The sequence below is a fragment of the Paenibacillus sp. FSL W8-0194 genome (assembly GCF_037969745.1).
GTDB classification, from domain to species: Bacteria; Bacillota; Bacilli; order Paenibacillales; family Paenibacillaceae; genus Paenibacillus_AQ; species Paenibacillus_AQ cookii.
In genome coordinates this window covers 1,579,456-1,597,766 of sequence record NZ_CP150205.1, presented here as the reverse complement: position 1 = coordinate 1,597,766, position 18,311 = coordinate 1,579,456, and the positions used below count along the sequence as shown (strand labels likewise).

Annotated in this window: 11 protein-coding genes; 1 reads left to right on the top strand and 10 read right to left on the bottom strand. The window is 56.7% G+C overall.

Features of this window, described 5'->3' with window-relative positions:
• Positions 1 to 32: 32 nt before the first annotated feature.
• From MKY58_RS06910 to MKY58_RS06895, 4 genes are all read right to left on the bottom strand, one after another.
• Complete coding sequence (locus MKY58_RS06910) at positions 33 to 1,970, bottom strand: DUF2207 domain-containing protein (protein WP_339323976.1); 1,938 nt, start codon at positions 1,968 to 1,970, stop codon at positions 33 to 35.
• 229 nt (positions 1,971 to 2,199) lie between these two features.
• Positions 2,200 to 3,186 (bottom strand): hypothetical protein, encoded by a 987-nt coding sequence (locus tag MKY58_RS06905; protein ID WP_339323975.1) that lies wholly within the window; start codon positions 3,184 to 3,186, stop codon positions 2,200 to 2,202.
• A gap of 215 nt (positions 3,187 to 3,401) precedes the next feature.
• Positions 3,402 to 6,725, bottom strand: a complete 3,324-nt coding sequence (locus tag MKY58_RS06900) for a DEAD/DEAH box helicase (protein WP_339323974.1) — start codon at positions 6,723 to 6,725, stop codon at positions 3,402 to 3,404.
• Between the two features lie 83 nt (positions 6,726 to 6,808).
• Positions 6,809 to 7,882, bottom strand: coding sequence for an undecaprenyldiphospho-muramoylpentapeptide beta-N-acetylglucosaminyltransferase (locus MKY58_RS06895; RefSeq protein WP_339323973.1), 1,074 nt, complete (start codon positions 7,880 to 7,882; stop codon positions 6,809 to 6,811).
• 415 nt (positions 7,883 to 8,297) lie between these two features.
• On the opposite strand from MKY58_RS06895, the gene MKY58_RS06890 reads away from it, so the two are divergent.
• Positions 8,298 to 10,196 (top strand): ABC-F family ATP-binding cassette domain-containing protein, encoded by a 1,899-nt coding sequence (locus MKY58_RS06890; RefSeq protein ID WP_339323972.1) that lies wholly within the window; start codon positions 8,298 to 8,300, stop codon positions 10,194 to 10,196.
• 132 nt (positions 10,197 to 10,328) lie between these two features.
• On the opposite strand, the gene MKY58_RS06885 is transcribed toward MKY58_RS06890, so the two are convergent.
• The 6 genes from MKY58_RS06885 to MKY58_RS06860 all read right to left on the bottom strand — a co-directional run bounded on the left by MKY58_RS06885 (position 10,329) and on the right by MKY58_RS06860 (position 18,309).
• Complete coding sequence (locus MKY58_RS06885) at positions 10,329 to 10,949, bottom strand: 50S ribosomal protein L25 (RefSeq protein WP_339323971.1); 621 nt, start codon at positions 10,947 to 10,949, stop codon at positions 10,329 to 10,331.
• 161 nt (positions 10,950 to 11,110) lie between these two features.
• Positions 11,111 to 12,277 (bottom strand): multiple monosaccharide ABC transporter permease, encoded by a 1,167-nt coding sequence (mmsB, locus tag MKY58_RS06880; RefSeq protein WP_339323970.1) that lies wholly within the window; start codon positions 12,275 to 12,277, stop codon positions 11,111 to 11,113.
• Positions 12,261 to 13,811: a multiple monosaccharide ABC transporter ATP-binding protein gene (mmsA, locus tag MKY58_RS06875; RefSeq protein ID WP_339323969.1), complete on the bottom strand. Its 1,551-nt coding sequence runs from the start codon at positions 13,809 to 13,811 to the stop codon at positions 12,261 to 12,263. The genes mmsB and mmsA overlap by 17 nt, the downstream gene beginning before the upstream one ends.
• A 37-nt stretch (positions 13,812 to 13,848) precedes the next feature.
• A complete protein-coding gene (chvE, locus tag MKY58_RS06870) occupies positions 13,849 to 14,934 on the bottom strand; it encodes a multiple monosaccharide ABC transporter substrate-binding protein (protein ID WP_339323968.1) in 1,086 nt (361 codons plus the stop codon).
• A 289-nt stretch (positions 14,935 to 15,223) separates the two neighbouring features.
• Entirely contained in the window at positions 15,224 to 16,438 is a 1,215-nt protein-coding gene (locus MKY58_RS06865; RefSeq protein WP_339323967.1) for a response regulator, read from the bottom strand.
• The gene (locus MKY58_RS06860) at positions 16,438 to 18,309 is read right to left on the bottom strand and encodes a sensor histidine kinase (RefSeq protein ID WP_339323966.1); all 1,872 of its coding nucleotides are present in this window, start codon (positions 18,307 to 18,309) and stop codon (positions 16,438 to 16,440) included. The genes MKY58_RS06865 and MKY58_RS06860 overlap by 1 nt, the downstream gene beginning before the upstream one ends.
• Positions 18,310 to 18,311 lie beyond the last annotated feature (2 nt).

Sequence of the window (18,311 nt, the reverse complement as noted above, 5' to 3'; positions counted from 1 at the left end):
GCATCCAGGTCCGGATGCAACAATTTCCATGGCTAAAACGCTCCCGTCCCCCCGCCGTCGCCGCCTCCACCGCCGCCGTCGTAACCTCCCCCGCTGTCGCCGGAACTATAGAGAGGGCGGGGAGGGATGAAGTTCAAGTGGCTTTGCGTATACGCAAGCGACGACAGCAATTCGGCATGCAGCAGAACCGGCAATGCCGCGGCGGATAAAACCGTGCCGGCCGCCTCTTTTTTCTCCATATTTTTTAAGTATTTCGGCACAACCCCAAGCAGAACCGCATCCTCCGCCTCCCGTTCCGCCGCGGCCGCGTCTCCGGTTGGAGCGTCTCCGCCCTTGGCCAGTCTTTTTTTTGATTTTTTAAGCGCGAAACGGTATTTCAGCATCTCCGTCGACAGGATCGTTCTCGGCATCAGCGCCGCGAACAGAAGCGAGCTCAGCACGAAGATCAGGTACGCATCCATCCCCTGCTCATGCGTCAGCTGGGCTCCGGCGAAGAAGCAGCCGGTCAGATAGGCGACCAGCCACCATTTGTTTTTGGATTTGACGCAGGTAAAAATGCCGGCAATCCCGATCAGCACGGCAACCGTGACGATGGCCGCAGCGGATGCGGCATCGGCGTAAAACAGGTAAAGAAGCAGCCCGTAATGAACGATCACGGTCAGCGGCGCAAGCAGTTTAAGAAGCCCGTTAAATCTGACCTCGCGGGCGTACGGCTCCGTCTTCGCCAGAATGCTGCACCATTGTTGAAAGTTTTTGGCGTGTTTCGCCGCCTGAAGGCGATATTTCATAATCTGCTTCTGATCCTGTTTTTCCTTAAAGGTCGGAAAGGCGACCGAATCCAAACGAAATGCCCTTTTTTCGCCGAAAAGCCAATGGATCAGCTGCCGGTCGGCGGCATTCAGCTGATCCGCTTTTCCTCGAAGCGTAAATTCCAGCGTCGCGTCGGGAGCGGTCGGCTCCTCCAAAAAGCGTTTGGACGCTTGGACCTCTTTGACCGTCACGTGCCCCCTGCTCCGCAAAGACAGCAGCCCCGCGATGAAATCCTGGGATTTCAGCTTTCCTTTGCGAAGAACATAGGTTTTCATCAGGGGGTCCAGTTCTTCCAGCTCCCGCTTCGTTACGCTTCTATGTCCGAACCAGGCCGACAGGGTTCTGACGGACAGCACGTTGTACATCAAGGCGCCCAGCAGGGCGACCGCCGTCAGGACGCGAATGACGTTGCCGGCTTGCCGCATCTTCGCATCGCGCGCCTTGAGCCGCGCTTCCGCCTTCTGCTCTTTTTGAAGAAGCTCGGAAGCAGAGACCTTTTTTTCGCTCGCCGTCATCTGCGACAGCTGCTCCTGCGGAAAAAAGATCGACAAATGCGCATCCCCGCGTTCGGACAGCACCGGGTTTTCATAATGAACCGCCGGTTCGCCCCCGGCCGTGACCGTCCCGCCCGTGCGGTCAAGCAAATAGGCATGGACATCGGCCTTGCCGTCACCGGAAGGCAAAAACACATCGAGCGTGACGTGATGCAGCTCCTGCTTGTTGTTTTTGAAAAAGCGCCAATCCAGCTGTCCCACATCGCTGTATCTAACGGCGGCCTTGTCGATCCGGTAGCGGTAATAAACCCGCTTCGTTTCGTCTTTGGCGGCATCATAGACGTAGTAAGTTTCATTTTCGCCGTTCCATTCGGTCTTCAGGCGTTCCAAATGTTCATATGAAAACTCCCCGAGCTTTTTGCCCTCCGGCGGAACATAAGCTTCGAAAAATTCGATCCCGTCGTGCTCTCCCGGAGAAACGGCCCGGGTCACACCTTCGTAATTTCCTTTAAACGTATACGTGAACAGCTCTTCCACATATAAGTCCCCGTCAGGCGTAATATATGCTTTCGAATCGACGCGATCCATGGAATAGGCATCATTATCGCATCCCGCGATGACGATGGCCAAAAGGAGAGTCCCCAGCGCCAGCATCCATTTTTTCATCCGCTCACTCCCATCGTTTCTTTTCCCCAATGCCCGTTTTTTCTATTTTCAAGGCGTTTGCTTTATATATTAACAAATGCTCCGGGCGGTTCTTCAAGAGGAAAAGGTACCAATCTTGCTTGGGACGTGGAAGGCTTCGGATTGAAAAAGAGCGCGCGAAAAAACGGCCGCCGCCTGGGCGCAAGCCGGTTCAAGCGGAACGGGGGACGACCTCCCCCTATGCCTATACCTAAGCTTCGAGCGGCTCCACCGGAGCAAAACCGACCGCCGGATCGAACCGGACACGGTGAGTAAAATGCCCCAGCAGCTGCAAATAAGACCCCGGGGCTACGTCCAGCCGGGACAACGTGTCCCGGTCGAGGCGGATGGACAACACGGTCACATACTCCTCCTGTCCCGAGTCCCGGTTCATTTTCGTGTCGCGGGCATGGACAAGCACCGTTTCGAGGGGCAATATCATAAGCAGCTCCCGGGCGATCCGCAGGACGCAGCCGCAAACGTATTCGTATTCCAAGGCGTTTCGAGCCTCCGCCTCGAGCGGAGCAGCCGCCAGTTCCCCTTCTTCCGTAAGCCGTTTGGATTCATGCGGAATGATCTGCCCCGAATGGACGTCCAATTCGACTTCAACCGTCTTCGGGTCCAGAACCACGAATTCCAATCCGCTTCCAAGGGCCAGCAGGTCATTCAGCGGGGCAAATTCCTCCATCACCCGCAGATACGCGGTGCGATGGCCTTCCATAATGTCGCGGGCAAAATCGGTCGCGTGTTTCCATGCGGCATATTCCCGTCGGTCCTGCTCCTTTGCCTGCGCCAGCTGCTCCTCCAGTTCCTGCCGGATGGCGGCATCCTGTTTCAGAAGCTTCTGCAGCCGCGTCGGCTTAAACTCGGCATAACGCGTTTCCGCCGCCTGTTCGCGCGGACCTTTTTCCCCTCGGCGGAACGGAGGCGCCAATGAAGCGATCCGGCTCCAGTCGACCGCTTCGCCGCAAACGTGGTGAACGGATTTGATCAGCTCCAGCCGATCAGCGTACCTCTCCGCTTCCAAAGCGGCTTTGCCGGCTTCGCCCCCTTCCGGCCCTTTTTGACGCCAAACATGCCGGGCCAAAATCTCCTCGCGCCTGCGGCACGGTCCGCTTGTCTTTTGGCGATGAAAAAACAGCTCCCTGAACGTTGGCTCAGGATGTTGTTCTGTCATTAGGTCTGGTTTGTACCCCATATCGTCGTTCTCCTCATATAAAATCTATGATGAATCACAGATTAATAGGTCAAATATACTAGTCCTTATGCTGGTTACATTTCGCCATACCCTCCGAAATTCCTTCATAAATCCGTTAAAAGTACATCCTTTTTTAGGGCTTCGCACCAACGAACCCATAAAAAAACGCTTGGCTCGCGCCAAGCGTTGCGTCGTAGTGAGGGAAGCGTTTTTCGCTACAGCGCCAGCAGCTCGCGGATTTCCTGCTCCGTCAGCGCCGTTTGGCTCTGTTCCCCCGGTTCCATCACTTCTTTGATCAAGTCTTTTTTGCGCTGCTGCAGCTCCACCATTTTCTCCTCGACGGTACCTTTCGTGACGAGCCGGATGACCTGCACCACGTTTTTTTGGCCCATCCGGTGGGCACGGCCCGCCGCCTGCTCCTCGACCGCGGGATTCCACCACAGATCGTACAAAATGACGGTGTCCGCTCCGGTCAGGTTCAGTCCGGTGCCGCCGGCTTTCAGCGAGATCAGGAACACGTCGTGTTCGCCGGCGTTAAAGCGGCTGCAGATGTCCACCCGCTCTTTGGCCGGCGTTTGGCCGTCCAGGTAAAATGCGGGAATGCCAAGCTTGCCGAGTTCGCTGCGGATGATGCGCAGCATGCTCGTAAACTGGGAGAAAATGAGGATGCGCCTGCCGCTTTCCAGGCAGTCCTGCGCTACCTCGAGCAGCTGCTGCAACTTGCCGGATTCCCCCTCGTAGCCGTCGACGAACAGCGCCGGGTGGCAGCACAGCTGGCGAAGCCGGGTGATGCCGGCCAATATTTTCATCCGGCTGCGCTGAAAGCCTTCGAATTCAAGGTCGCGGATCGTTTCCTCCTTGAACTCTTCCAGGTAGGCGGCATACAGCTTTTTCTGATCCCTGGACAGCTCCGAGTGCCGCACCGTTTCGATGCGTTCGGGCAGCTCTTCGAGCACCTCCGAGCGCAAGCGCCGCAAAATGAAGGGCCGCACCATCCGGGCAATCCGGTCCCGGGGCAACCCGCGGAAATTTTTCAAGCCCGAAAAAAGCCCCGGAAAAACGGCGTCGAAAATCGACCACAGCTCGTCCACCGAATTTTCGATCGGCGTGCCTGTCAGCGCAAATCTGCATCCGGCGGTTATTTCGCGGACCGCCTGGGCGGTCTGGGTCGAGGCGTTTTTGATCGCTTGCGCCTCGTCCAAGATGAGGGTGCTGAACGCCATTTCCCTGTAGATCCGGATATCCTTGCGCAGCGAAGGATACGAGGTGATGATGACGTCGGCATCGGATTCCCCGGCGGCGTCTTCGCCGCCCTCCTGTACGTCCGTTTCGCTATCCGCATCCGCCATGCGCAGCAGCATTTCGCTTCGTTCCTTCCTTGCGCCCAGGGCCACCTCTACCTTAAGCGACGGGGCAAAGCGGCGGAATTCCTGCTCCCAGTTGTATACGAGCGACGCCGGCGCAACGATCAGCGCAGGTTTGCCATGCGCCTGCCCGCGAGCCTCCGACAAAAGGTAGGCGATGCTCTGCAGCGTTTTCCCCAGCCCCATGTCGTCGGCCAAAATGCCCCCGAATCGGTAAGAGCCGAGCGTTTTCAGCCATTGAAAGCCTTCTTTTTGGTAATCGCGCATGACGGAGGCGAGTTCGGCCGGAACCTCAAACTCCCCGTGCTGCGGATGGAGCATATGGTCAAGCAGGACGCGCAGCGATTTTCCGAGCTTGAGGCTGCCGTGATCCCGGTCCCGCAGCTGAAGGCTCCTGAACAGGGGAAGCTCCATGCGGCTTCCGGCAAGGTCCCCTTTCCTCATGCCCAGCTCGTCGTACAGCTCGCCGAACAATTGGAAAGCCTCTCCCTCAAGCGACAAATACGTGCCTTCGGCAAGCCGGTAAAATTTCTTTTTTTCCACGATGCTGAGTAATATGTTGCGGATTTCCTTTTCGCTAATGCCGTCCAGCTCGAAGCTGATCTCCAGCCAATTGGTCGTCTCGTTGGTATCCGCCTTGATTTTGGGCGCCTTGCGGCCGGTATGGATCATCTGCTTGACGCTGTCCGTCGCATAGACCTCGACCCACGAATCCAGCTTCGGAAGCAGATGGAACAGCACGTCGTATACGCTGTCCTCCTCCGCCAAATCCAGCTGCCACGCTTTGTCCAGGCGGATAAAGTCGCTTTCGTTCAGCGCGTCCAGCAGCTTTTTCTCCTTTTCCGAATCCCTGACGAGGATCAGGTCGGCATGTTTCCGCGTTTCCCAATCGCCCGCTAACGCGTCGATCACGATCCCGCCGTACACGAACTCCGCTCTGGCATGCAGCGCGGACTCGTCCCGGTCGAGATAGAGTTTCGCGGACAACGCGGGCTGGACGATGCGGTCACGGATCGCCGGATCCACGGACACCCGGCCGATGCTGCGCAATCCCGGGACGACCTTCTCCATCAACGCATCCATTTGATGCGGGGATACGTGGATTTTCGTATGATCGTGACGGTATAGGAGCGACTTCATCTCGGACAGCAGATAAAGCTCCCGTTCCGGCAGCAGGTACACCTTCCCCTCCAACACGGCGCAGCGGTAGGCGTTCATTACCGTCACCCTTTTGAGGCCCCGGATTTCAAGGCCGTAGGCCTCGCCCGTGCCGCCGCCGATTTCGAACGAGACGGGAAGACTCCCCTCCGCCGCCTCCATCCGCGCAGGCTCGCCGAAGTCCCGTTCAAGGAAGGCGCCGGCGGCGATCAGCCGCGGCAGCAGCGTCTCCCATGCCAGAGGCGGAACCGTCAGCAGCCGCTGGTTTCCCGATGAGGCGAATCCGGCATAATACCGGCCCGTCTCGTCGTATGCGAATTCGCTGGCGGCAATGCGCAGCAGCTGCTCGATAACCGCCCAGTCTTCGTCCCGAAACGTATGCTCCGCGGGATCGTACGTAAACAGCCTCGTAAACGGCAGCGGCCGTCCTTCTTCGATATGCAGCAGCAGCTGCCGGATGTTCTGGACGACGTACGTCCGCTTCAGCCCCACCTTCATTTCGATTTTGAATTTGGGCTCGGGCAGGTATTCGTCGGTGATTTGGCATATGAATTCGACGCTAAGGGTTTCCTTCAAGGCGTTCGCAAGCCTTTGCCCCGCTTTGATGCGCCTTTGGTCCGCGGCTTTGCCGAACAAATCGATCAAACCGCCGGTCAATCGGATGTCTCGTGAAGTCACGCCGGGCGTCGGGAGCGGCACCACTTCGCCTTTTCCCCGGTTCTCCCGCGCTCCGTTTTTCTCCTCGTCCAGCATCAGAATCAGCACGGCCGCAATGTGCTTGCAGTACGGATAATAACCGCCGTAAGCGCCGCATTCGCATTCCGCATGGAAGTCCGCCCCGTCAATGTCGATATGGACGTGATATACTTCATGGTCCTGCACGACGGCCCGGCTGCAGCGGTCCTCGTCGTCGCGCTCCGCGACCATGACCTGTCCCTGCTCGACCATCGCCTCGCCGCGTTTATAGCCCGTGACGCCGCACAATGTCCTGATTCGTTCAGCGGTAAATGCCAGCATGAATGTATCCTTTCCGAAGCGTATTTGGTCTCTGTCTTACCAATATACCATATATCCCGCGAAACCGAGAACTCTTGTTCTCCTTATCGGCGGTTGGCCGTCTCTTTGATCAAGCGGAACACCTCAGAAAGCGCATCGGAACTCGGGTTGCTCCGCATGTTCTCAACGATTTCTTTCCGGCTTTTGAATACGTCCATCACTCCCGAGAACAAGGTGTCCCCGTTCAGTTCTTCCTCCTCCAGAACTTTGCAGTATCCCGCCTTTTCGAACGAGCGGGCGTTCAGGATCTGATCCCCCCGGCTCTGCTGCCTGGACAACGGAATAAGAAGCATCGGCTTGCGCAGCGATAAAAACTCGAAGATCGAATTCGATCCCGCGCGGGAAACCACCAGATCCGCCATGGCCATGACGTCCGGCAGCTCTTCGTTGATATATTCGTATTGAATATAACCGGGTCTGTCCATGCTCGGGTCGACCTGGCCTTTGCCGCATATGTGGACGACTTGGAAATATCTCAGCAGGGTAGGCAGCGCCGATCTGACCGCCTCGTTGATTTTGCGGGCTCCCAGGCTTCCGCCCATGACCAGCAGCACGAACTGGTTCGCTTGGAAACCGCAAAAATCCCTGCCCCGGTCCGCATGGCCTTGGTGAAGTTCCTGGCGCACCACCGCGCCCACGTAACGGCTTTTAGCCGTATTCATCTGTTCGGCCGTTTCCGGGAACGTCGTGCAGACGACGGACGCCATCGGAATCGAGATGCGGTTCGCAAGGCCCGGCGTAATATCCGATTCATGGATCACGACGGGCACATTGTTCAACCACGCCCCGATCACCACGGGGACGGACACGAACCCGCCTTTCGAAAAGACGACCTGCGGCTTGCGCTTTTGGATCAACCGGTAAGCCTCGTACACGCCTTTGGCTACCTTAAACGGATCCTTTACGTTTTGGATGTCGAAATACCGTCTTAATTTGCCTGTCGAGATTGGAAAATATTTCACGTCGGGCAGGGCGCTTACCAGGTCTTTTTCGATGCCCGCCACGGACCCCGCGTATTCTACGGTCCAGCCTTCTTCCAAAAAAAGCGGCATCAGCGCCAAATTTACGGTGACATGACCTGCGGAGCCCCCGCCGGTAAACATAATTTTGTTCATCATTTCCCCCTGAATCTGCTTGCAGTGTTTTATTCCATTATACAGCCCAAAGGAAGGCTTGTGACGATGCCGTCGGCATCAATCGGGAATATGGCGTCTTTAGCCTATTGCCATTTGCGTCCAAAGCCGCTAAAATGAGCGTATCTATATTTTGAAGGAGGTGAGGTAGCAGTGGTGCGCAATTTTTCGAACGACCGGATCAACCAATTACCCATGGCATTGTCCGGAATTTTTTATGCAGCGGTATTTCACGGGATCAGTCTGTCCATTTTTAAATATCCGGTTGCTTCAAAAAATTGCGAAATGCCGCTCCTACCTTAACTTCAACGGATGATGTTGCGTTGAACGCTTAAGCCGCAGGGACATTTCCCTGCGGCTTTTTTTCTGTAGGTCCCGGCATCTATGGAGGAAAAAACAAATGATGATTCAATGCAAAAACGTACAAAAATACCATGGCGCTGAACTGGTGCTCTCCGATATCAGCTTCGAAATATCCCGCGGGGAAAAGGTCGCGCTCATCGGCCGCAACGGCAGCGGCAAAACCACCCTGCTCCGCCTCCTGAACGGGAACGAAACCCCGGATCAGGGGCAAATCGCCATCTCGAAAGGAACGAAAGTCGGCATGCTCGCCCAAATTCCGGAAGCGGCCGCGGAAGAAACGGTTCATGACGTGCTCCTGCGTCCGTTTGCCCATGTCCTGGAATGGCAGGGCCGGATGCGGGCGCTCGAGGCGCTGATGTCCGATCCGGCGCAAAGCGGCGATCCCAAGGCGCTGGCCGGCTGGCTTGACGAATACGGCAAGCTGCAGGAGCGGTTCGAACGCGCAAACGGCTACGAAATCGAAGCCTCCATCGCCAAAATCACGGCCGGCCTGGGGATTCCATCAGACCAGCTGCCGCAAGCCTTCTCCTCCCTTTCCGGCGGGGAGAAAACGAAAATCGGCCTCGCTTCGCTGCTGCTCGAACGGCCGGATCTGCTGCTCCTGGATGAACCGACGAACCATCTGGACATGGCGGCGCTCGAATGGCTGGAACAGTTTTTGGCGGAATACGCCGGCACGGTGCTCGTCATTTCCCATGACCGTTATTTCCTCGATCGCGTGATCACCAAGGTCGTCGAAATCGAGGACGGCGAAGCTTTCATTTACCACACGAATTATTCGGGCTACCAAAAGGAAAAGGAAGAACGTCTGCTGCTGCAATTCGCGCAGTACCAGGAACAGCAGAAAAAGATCAAAAAAATGCAGGAAAGCATCAAGCAGCTGATCGAATGGGGCAACCAGTCCAATCCGCCGAATCCCGGTTTTCACCGCCGCGCCGCTTCCATGCAAAAAGCGCTGGATCGCATGGTCAAGCTGAAACGGCCCGTGCTGGAGCGCAAAAAAATGGGGCTGGAGCTCCGCCAGGAGGACCGCTCGGGCAAGCAGGTCGTATATCTTGACCGGGTCGGCAAGGCGTTCGGGGAACGTTTCCTGTTCCGGCATGCGAACGGACTGCTCCGCTACGGCGAAACGGTCATGCTGCTCGGGGCGAACGGCTGCGGCAAAAGCACCCTGCTCCACATGCTTATGGGACGCGAAGAGGTGACGGAAGGTTCGATCGCTTTAGGTTCGCGCGTCGTCATCGGCTATCTCGCCCAACAGGAGCATCCGGACGACAACCGGCAGACGGTGCTCCAATTTTTCCGCGAACAAGCGGGGGTCGAAGAAGGCGAAGCCCGCGGCAAGCTGGCGCGTTTCCTGTTCTACGGGCCGGACGTGTTCAAAAACGTGTCGAACCTCTCCGGGGGCGAGTGGACGCGCCTGCGTTTTGCCGTTTTGATGGAGCTGAAGCCCAATCTGCTCATTCTTGACGAACCGACAAACCATCTGGATATCGATTCCAGGGAAGTGCTCGAGGAAGCGCTGGAGGAATTTCCCGGAACCATCCTTGCCGTATCCCATGACCGCTATTTTATCGACCGGCTTGCCGACACGATTTGGAGCCTGGAGGAAAGCGGGCTGCGCGTCATCCATGGGGGGCTGGAGGAATACCGGCAGCAGGCGGTTTCGGAAAAGCCGGGGGCCGTGCGCGAAACCGAAGCCGCTCCTGCCCCGGCTCCCGGGAAGCAGCGCGTATCCCCTCCGAATGCGCCGCGGCGAAACCGGGAAGAGGAAATCCAAGCCGCCGAACGGGAGCTGCAGCGCCTCGATTCGCAAATGATGGACGACGAGGTCGCCTGCGACGCGATCCGGCTGGCGGAGCTTCACGAACAACGCGAACGGCTGGAGGAACATCTTCACCGGCTGTACGAGGAATGGCTGCTTCATTCCGAATAAAACGAAGCCCGCGAACGGCCGGTTTTTAGCAGGCAGCATATATAAAAAACCAGCCCGCCTCATTCCAGAGACGGGCTGGTTTCATATGGGGATCAGCCTGCGGTCCATTCGATGAACGGCCTTGAGGCGGCCTTATTCCTTGACCGCTTCTCCCGCAGCATCCGCGGCTGCTTCGCCTTCGGCTTCCGCTTCGTTTTCGGCTTGCAGCACGGCACGCGGAGCGGTGACGGAAGCGATCAGTTCCTCGGGGGACGCCACCAGCGTCACGCCCTCAGGAAGCTTGATGTCGCCTGCGACCAGCTTGTCGCCCATGTTGAGGTGCGAAATGTCCACCTGAATCGCGGCCGGCAAATTCGCCGGAAGCGCCTCGACCTCAAGCTCCGTTTCCTGATGCTGAAGCACGCCGCCGGCTTTCGTCCCTTCGGCGGTTCCGAGGAACTCGATCGGCACGCGGACCTTCAGCCGCTTATTCGCGGATATTTGCAAGAAATCGACGTGGCTCACGGCCCCGCTTTTTTTCTGGAAATCCTTAATGATGACGTTAAAATCGGAGGAACCTTCGACCTTCAGCGTAAACATTTCGGTGCGTCCGGTCCGGGCCACCTTCATCAGTTCCTTGACATCGACGCTGAGCGGAATGCTTTCCGTTTGGGATCCGTACACGACGGCCGGAATGCGCCCGCTTTCCCTCAACTTGCGCAAGCTCGAATGCTTGGTATCTTTTCGCGGCTCAGCCGTAAGTGTCTGTGACATCTAGCATTACCTCCTTGGATATCGCCAAATCTGCCGCCTTCTCTATCGAAACGGCATACTTATGTATTACCCATAATGGAGCCAAATCAAACATTGCGCCTATGAATTTGCGGCCCGAACAAAAAAATAGACGGAGGCTGTTGCCCCCGTCTGGCGTCGATTTACGATACGCTGCTTTTCTTTTTGTTATAAATGTCGAAGGCGACGGCCGCAAGAAGCACAAGCCCTTTGATGCCTTGCTGCCAGTCGATGCCGAGGCCGATGAGCGACATGCCGTTGTTCAGGATGCCCATGACCAGGCCGCCGATAATCGCCCCGAACACCGTTCCGATGCCGCCTGTCGCCGAAGCGCCGCCGATGAAGCTTGCGGCGATCGCATCAAGCTCGAAGTTGGTGCCGGCCCGCGGCGTGGCCGCGTTCAGGCGCGCCGCGAAGATGAGACCGGAGATAGCGGCCATGACGCCCATGTTGACGAACACCCAGAACGTCACCTTTTTCGTTTTGACGCCGGACAATCCCGCCGCTTTTTCGTTGCCGCCGATCGCGTAAATATGGCGTCCCATCACCGTTTTGTTCATGACGAAGGAATAGATGAGGATGAGCGCAAGCAGCAGAATCAGAATGTTCGGCAATCCCGCGTAGCTGGCCAGCATAAACGCAAACGCCATGATGACGGCCGCGATGATGACGAGCTTGAGGATGAACAAGCCGCCGGGCAAAACGTCGAAGTTGTATTTTTTCTTGGACTGCCGGTCGCGAAGTTCATTGATGACAAAAATGACGGTGCAAATGACGCCGGCCGCAATCGCCACCACGTTGATGCTGCCGCTGCCCAAATCCGGGATGAAACCGGAGCTGATCTTTTGAAAGCCAGCCGGGAACGGCGCGATGGATTGGCCTTTCAGCACGATCATGGTCAATCCCCGGAACAACAGCATGCCCGCAAGCGTGACGATAAAAGCCGGGATTTTGACGTAAGCGACCCAAAAGCCCTGCCATGCGCCGATCAGCCCGCCGACGATCAGGGAAGCGATGACCGCGACGACCGGGTGCAGATGCATATCCACCATCATGATACCGGCGACGGCACCGACGAAGGCCGCCACCGATCCGACCGAAAGGTCGATATGTCCCGTAATGATCACCAGCACCATGCCGATGGCGAGGACGAGAATGTAGCTGTTTTGCAAAATGAGGTTCGTAATGTTGATCGGTTCAAGCAGCAGGCCGCCCGTGATCAACTGGAAAAAGATCATGATGACGACAAGCGCGATAATCATTCCGTACTGGCGGATGTTATTTTTGAACAATTTAACTAACGTTTCCATGCTTTGGACCTCCTGTCTTGGTCATGTATCTCATCAACGTTTCCTGCGAAGCCTCTTCCCGGCTGACTTCCCCGGTGATCCGCCCGGCGTTCATCACGTAGATCCGGTCGCAGATGCCCAGAATTTCCGGCAGCTCGGAGGAGATGACCAGGACGCCTTTTCCTTCGTCGGCCAGCTGGTTGATGATCGTATAAATTTCGTATTTGGCCCCGACGTCGATGCCGCGCGTCGGCTCATCCAGAATGAGGATGTCCGGTTCGGAAAAGATCCATTTGCTGAGGACCACCTTCTGCTGGTTGCCGCCGCTGAGATTGCCGGTTTTTTGCAGAATGTCCGGGGCTTTGATCTTCAGCTTTTTCCGCATGTCTTCCGCCACCAGAATCTCCTGCTTATCGTTGATCACGCTTTTTTTCGCCAGCTTGGATAGGCCGGTAAGCGAGATGTTCCGCTTGATGTCGTCGATCAAGATCAGCCCGTAATGTTTGCGGTCTTCCGTCACGTACGCGAATCCGTTGTTTATGGCCTGGGTGACCGAGTTGTTTTCGATGGGCTTGCCGTCCTTGTACAGGGTGCCGCTGATGTTCCGTCCGTAAGATTTTCCGAAGACGCTCATCGCAAGCTCCGTCCGCCCGGCGCCCATTAGTCCGGCAATCCCGACGATTTCGCCGCGGCGAACGTGCAGGTTGACGTTATCGAGCACCTTCCGGTCGCTCCGCACCTCGTCGTACACCGTCCAATCCTTGATTTCCAAAATACAATCGCCGATGTTTGGCGTCCGCTCCGGATACCGGTTCGTCAAATCCCGCCCGACCATGCCGCGGATGATGCGGTCTTCGTTCACCTCGCCGCTTTTCATGTCCAGCGTTTCGATCGTTTTGCCGTCGCGCAGGATCGTGATCGAATCCGACACCTTCGACACCTCGTTCAGCTTATGGGAAATGAGAATGCAGGATATGCCCTGCTTCTTGAACTCCAGCATCAGCCGCAGCAGGTTCTCGCTGTCGTCTTCGTTCAACGCGGCCGTCGGTTCGTCCAAAATGAGCAGCTTCACTTTTTTCGAGAGCGCTTTGGCGATTTCCACCAACTGCTGCTTGCCGACCCCGATATTGCCCACCAGCGTGTTCGGGTGCTCGTTCAGCCCCACCTTTTCCAGCAGCTCGCGGGCTCCCGTGATCGTTTCGTTCCAGTTCAGCAAACCTTTGCGGGAACGCTCGTTGCCCAGAAAAATGTTTTCCGCGATGGACAGGTAAGGGATGAGGGCCAGCTCCTGATGGATGATGACGATGCCGAGCTCTTCGCTTTGCTTGATGTTTTTGAATTCGCAGGTTTTGCCTTTGAACAAAATATCCCCTTCGTAGGAGCCGTGCGGGTACACGCCGCTGAGCACCTTCATCAGCGTGGACTTGCCCGCTCCGTTCTCCCCGCATAACGAATGGATTTCGCCTTCCCGGATTTTCAGGTTGACGTTATCGAGCGCTTTGACGCCGGGAAACGCTTTCGTGATGTTCCGCATTTCAAGAATGTATTCCGACATGGATTTCACCTTCCGATCCTTCGAGTATGTGAACGGCTTATTTCAGGCCGATTTCCTCCTTGGTGTAATAGCCGCTTTCGACCAGCTCCTTTTCGACGTTGGACGCATCGACGGAAACAGGAGGAAGCAGGTACGCGGGAACGACCTTCACGCCGTTGTCGTAGGACTTCGTGTCGTTGACCTCCGCCTCTTCGCCTTTCAGGATGCTTTCCGCCATTTTGACCGCCTGCTCCGCAAGCTTCCGCGTATCTTTGAATACCGTTTGGGTCTGTTCCCCGGCGACGATGGACTTGATGGAGGCTAGCTCGCCGTCCTGTCCGGTAATGACCGGCATCGGCTTTTTCGCGGTTCCGTATCCGACGCCTTTGAGGGACGATATGATGCCGATGCTGATGCCGTCGTACGGGGACAGGACCGCATCCAGATGCGCGCCCGAGTAGTTTGCGCTGAGCAGGTTATCCATCCGCGCTTGCGCAAGCGAACCGTCCCACCGCAGCGTCGCGATCTGGGCCATCGTCGTTTGTTTGCTGCGGACGACCAGCTGCCCGGAATCGATGTACGGCTTCAAGACCGACATGGCGCCGTCGTAGAAGAAATAAGCGTTGTTATCGTCCGGCGACCCGCCGAACAGCTCGATGTTGAACGGCCCCTTCCCTTCTTTCAGTCCGAGCTTTCGCTCGATATAGGACGCCTGCAGCACGCCGACCTTGAAATTGTCGAAGGTGGCGTAATAGGATAAGTATTCGGTGTTCCGGATCAACCGGTCGTAGGCGATCACCTTGATGCCCTGGTCATGGGCTTTTTTGATGACATCGGTCAGCGTGTTGCCGTCGATCGAAGCCACGACAATGACGTCGACGCCTTTGGTGATCATGTTTTCGATCTGCGAGATTTGATTTTCCACCACGTCTTCCGCAAACTGCAGATCCGTCTTGTATCCTTTTTCCTGGAACAGCCGCTCCATGTTTTGTCCGTCGGCAACCCAGCGCTCCGACGATTTGGTCGGCATGGCCAGTCCGACATAACCTTTATTTTTGTCGCCGGCTCCCGATTCGGCCAGGTTGCAGGCCGTCAGGACCATCAGCATCGATGCGATCAAAAGTCCTGCTAATGCTTTCTTCATCGGTTCAATCTCCTTTCCTGAATGCTGCATCCGAGAGCGCTTACACCTGCCCGGCCGTAAGGCCTCTCTGTATTAAAAAGAATACACTTGAAGGCCGGGCGGGGTCTTTTCACCGGATCGACCATTTTTTATAAATTTCATACCTTTGTCGATCTTCCAAATTCCAAATGTTTAAAAACGTCTCCGTGGGAGGCATGCTGCGGATAAAAAAAAAGAGCACCCCTCCGCCGACCGTCAAACGGCCGGAAGGGATACTCTCCGGAATATGTGGGATGATTGCCTAAAGCGGCTACATGTCTTGGAACGCTTCTCCTTTGCGGTAACGGTTGGGCGAAACGCCCATCACCTTCTTGAAGGCGGTGCTGAAATAATGCTGGCTTTCGTAACCGACCCGTTCCGCGATCTCGTACATGGTCATATTGGTGGAATTCAGCAGCTGGATCGCTTTCCGGATCCGGGTCTGCGTCAGGAAGCTTACAAAAGACGTTCCCAGCTCTTTTTTCAGCAGCCGGCTCAAATACACCGGGGACACTTGCAGGCTGGATGCAAAAGTCTCCAGCGTCAGTCCCGGCTGGTCGTATTGCTCATGGATAAGCTGCCTTGCCCTCCGGACGAGCGGCGACAGCTGCGCTTCGCGGAAGACGGCTTCCCGGCAGGCGTCGTAAGCTTCCGCCACCGCTCCGGGCCCCTCCTTCACCGCTTCCAAATGGACGTGGACCGTCATTTTCAAAAAGTTCTGCACCGCCTGCTCGATTTCCGCCGCGATTTCCACCGGTGTCTCGTCCCACAGGCAAATGCCGATCAATCCCGTATGTTCGCGGAAAAGCAAATGGTCCGCCTGCTGGACGAACTCCGCGACGATGTTTTCGATGGCGAACAGGAACAGCTGCCTTTCGCTTTCCTTCATCAAAGGCTGATTCACCGATGTTTCCGGCCAGCGGACGACGCCGACCTGCACGGGCAGCCTGGAAGGAAGGCCTAAAAATTCAAGCTGCTCCGCCGCCTCCGTGTCGCCAATGAGCCCTTGGATCCATTCCCGGCAAAACCGTTCCCGCAGCACGGGAATATTTTTTTCGATCTGCTCGGAAGCTTTTTTCAGGTAATGGTCCCGGACATGCAGCTCGTCGAGCTCCTCCTTGACGCTTTGCAGCACTTCCCTTAAATGGCCGGCATTGACCGGTTTAAGGATATAGTCCTTCACCCCGAGCCGGATGGCTTCCTGCGCGTAAGCGAACTCGTCGTGACCCGTAATGATGACGAAACGGCATGCGGGCTGCGACTCCTTCAGTTTTTTCATGAACGTGATGCCGTCCATGATCGGCATGTTCATGTCGACCAAAACGATGTCGATATGGCGCCCTTGGGCAATGTCGAGCGCCTCTTCCCCGTCCTCGGCTTCGGCGGCTACCTCCATGCCGAGGTTTTCCCAATCCACGGCGTCGATGATCCCTTCACGAATGATCGGTTCATCGTCGGCTATCAGCACTTGGTACAGATTGTTCATCACATGTTTCCCCCATCGTTTTCGGTTGGCGAAGGGGCTTCATGGAGCAGAGGATGACGGATCGTCACGCTTGTCCCTTTCCCCTCCGTGCTTTCGATCGAAATGCCGTATTCCTCCCCGAAGGTGAGGACAATCCGCGCCTGCACGTTCAGCATGCCGTAGCTGCGTCCGGCCGGCCCGCCCCCGCCGGCGTTTTCTTCCATCGCCGACAGCGGATCCCGCAGCTGACGGCGCAGATCCCCGAGCTTGTCGGGCGGAATGCCGGCCCCGTCATCGGATACGGTCAGCAACAGGGCGTGTTCGTCCACGGATGCCGCAATCCGGATATGGCCGGGGCCTCTGCGGGCTTTGATGCCGTGATAGATCGCGTTTTCGACGATCGGCTGCAGCAGGAGCTTCAGCACGAACAAACCTTCCGCTTCCCGGGGAAGCAGGAAATCGCATCGCAGCCTGTCGCGGTACCTTGTTTTCTGGATTTGCAGGTAACTCGATATATGCGTCCACTCGTCCCGGATCGGGATGATGTCGCTTCCCTTGCTGAGTCCGATCCGGAAAAGCGTGGACAGCGACTCGACCATGTCGGACACGTCGTCCGCCCCTTTTTTCTTGGCCATCCAATGGATCGTATCGAGCGTATTGTACAAAAAATGCGGTTTGATATGCGCCTGCAGGCTTCGCAGCTCGGCTTCGCGCTTCTGCCGCTCGCGCAGCTCGTTCAGTTTGATGAGCTTGCGTATTTCCAGCAGCATGCGGTTAAAGCTGCGTCCCAGCATCCCGACCTCGTCCTGCCGGTGCCGAAGGTAGCGGACGGTCAGATCCCCGGATTCGGCCTTTTGCATGAAAGACATCAGCTGGCGGATCGGCCGGGAAATGGACTGGGAAAGCGTATAGGAAGCCGTAAGGCCGAACAGGCAAACGACGAACAAAAAGCAGATGAGATAAAAACGGATTTCCCGGACCTCATATATCGCTTCATTCGTTTCGAAGACGCCGATGGTCCGCCAACCCGTAAACGAGGACGTGCCGTAGATGAATTGCAGGCGGCGTCCCCCCGCCTCTTTTACGAACGCGCCGCTATCCTGTTGTGGAAACCAGGCCGAAGGCACCTCCGGTACGAGAGGGTCGTCCGGCGCATAGATCGGGGAGCCGTTTTTTTCCGTCACCATAAGATACCCGTTTTTCCCAAGCGTCACGTCGCGGACCGCCTTCGCGACCGCCCGCAGCTTCAGGTCGATCAGCACCGCCCCGGTAACCTTGCGGGTATCGGGATCCACAAACGAACGGACGACCGAAACCAGCTCGTCATTCGCATAATGGACATGGGTCGTTACGTTGCGCTGCTGCGGATGGCCAAGCACCGTAAACAAACCTTCATGTTTGGCCGCTTCCATGTACCAGTCATCGCGCGTCAGGTTCTCCGGAGACCGGGCATACATTTCGTTGCTGACGTAATCCCCGCTGCCGTTTACGACCAGGATCGCCGCAATCTCGGGGTAAAGCGTCGTAAACCCTTGCAAATACTGCTTAACCGCGTACAACTCGCCGTTTTTATCGTCAAGCACCGGCTTTTGCCCGCCTGCCGCCGTGCCGCCGCGAGCCGAAGGCATCCGGCCGTCCAGAAACAGTTTGATCTTCGGATCGAACCCGATCAGGTACGTGATGTTTTGCAGGTTCTCCATATCGTTATCAAGCGTTTGGTTCACCTTGCCGATCAATTGGATCGTGTTCGCCGTCACCTGCTGGTCCACGATCCGGTTCACCGTGAAGTTGACCAGCACGCCGAGCGCGATCGACGGCAGGATGCCGACCATCAGAAACAGGACGCTAAGCTTGTACCGGAGCGGCAAGTCGCTGAAGCGGCCCCACTGCATCA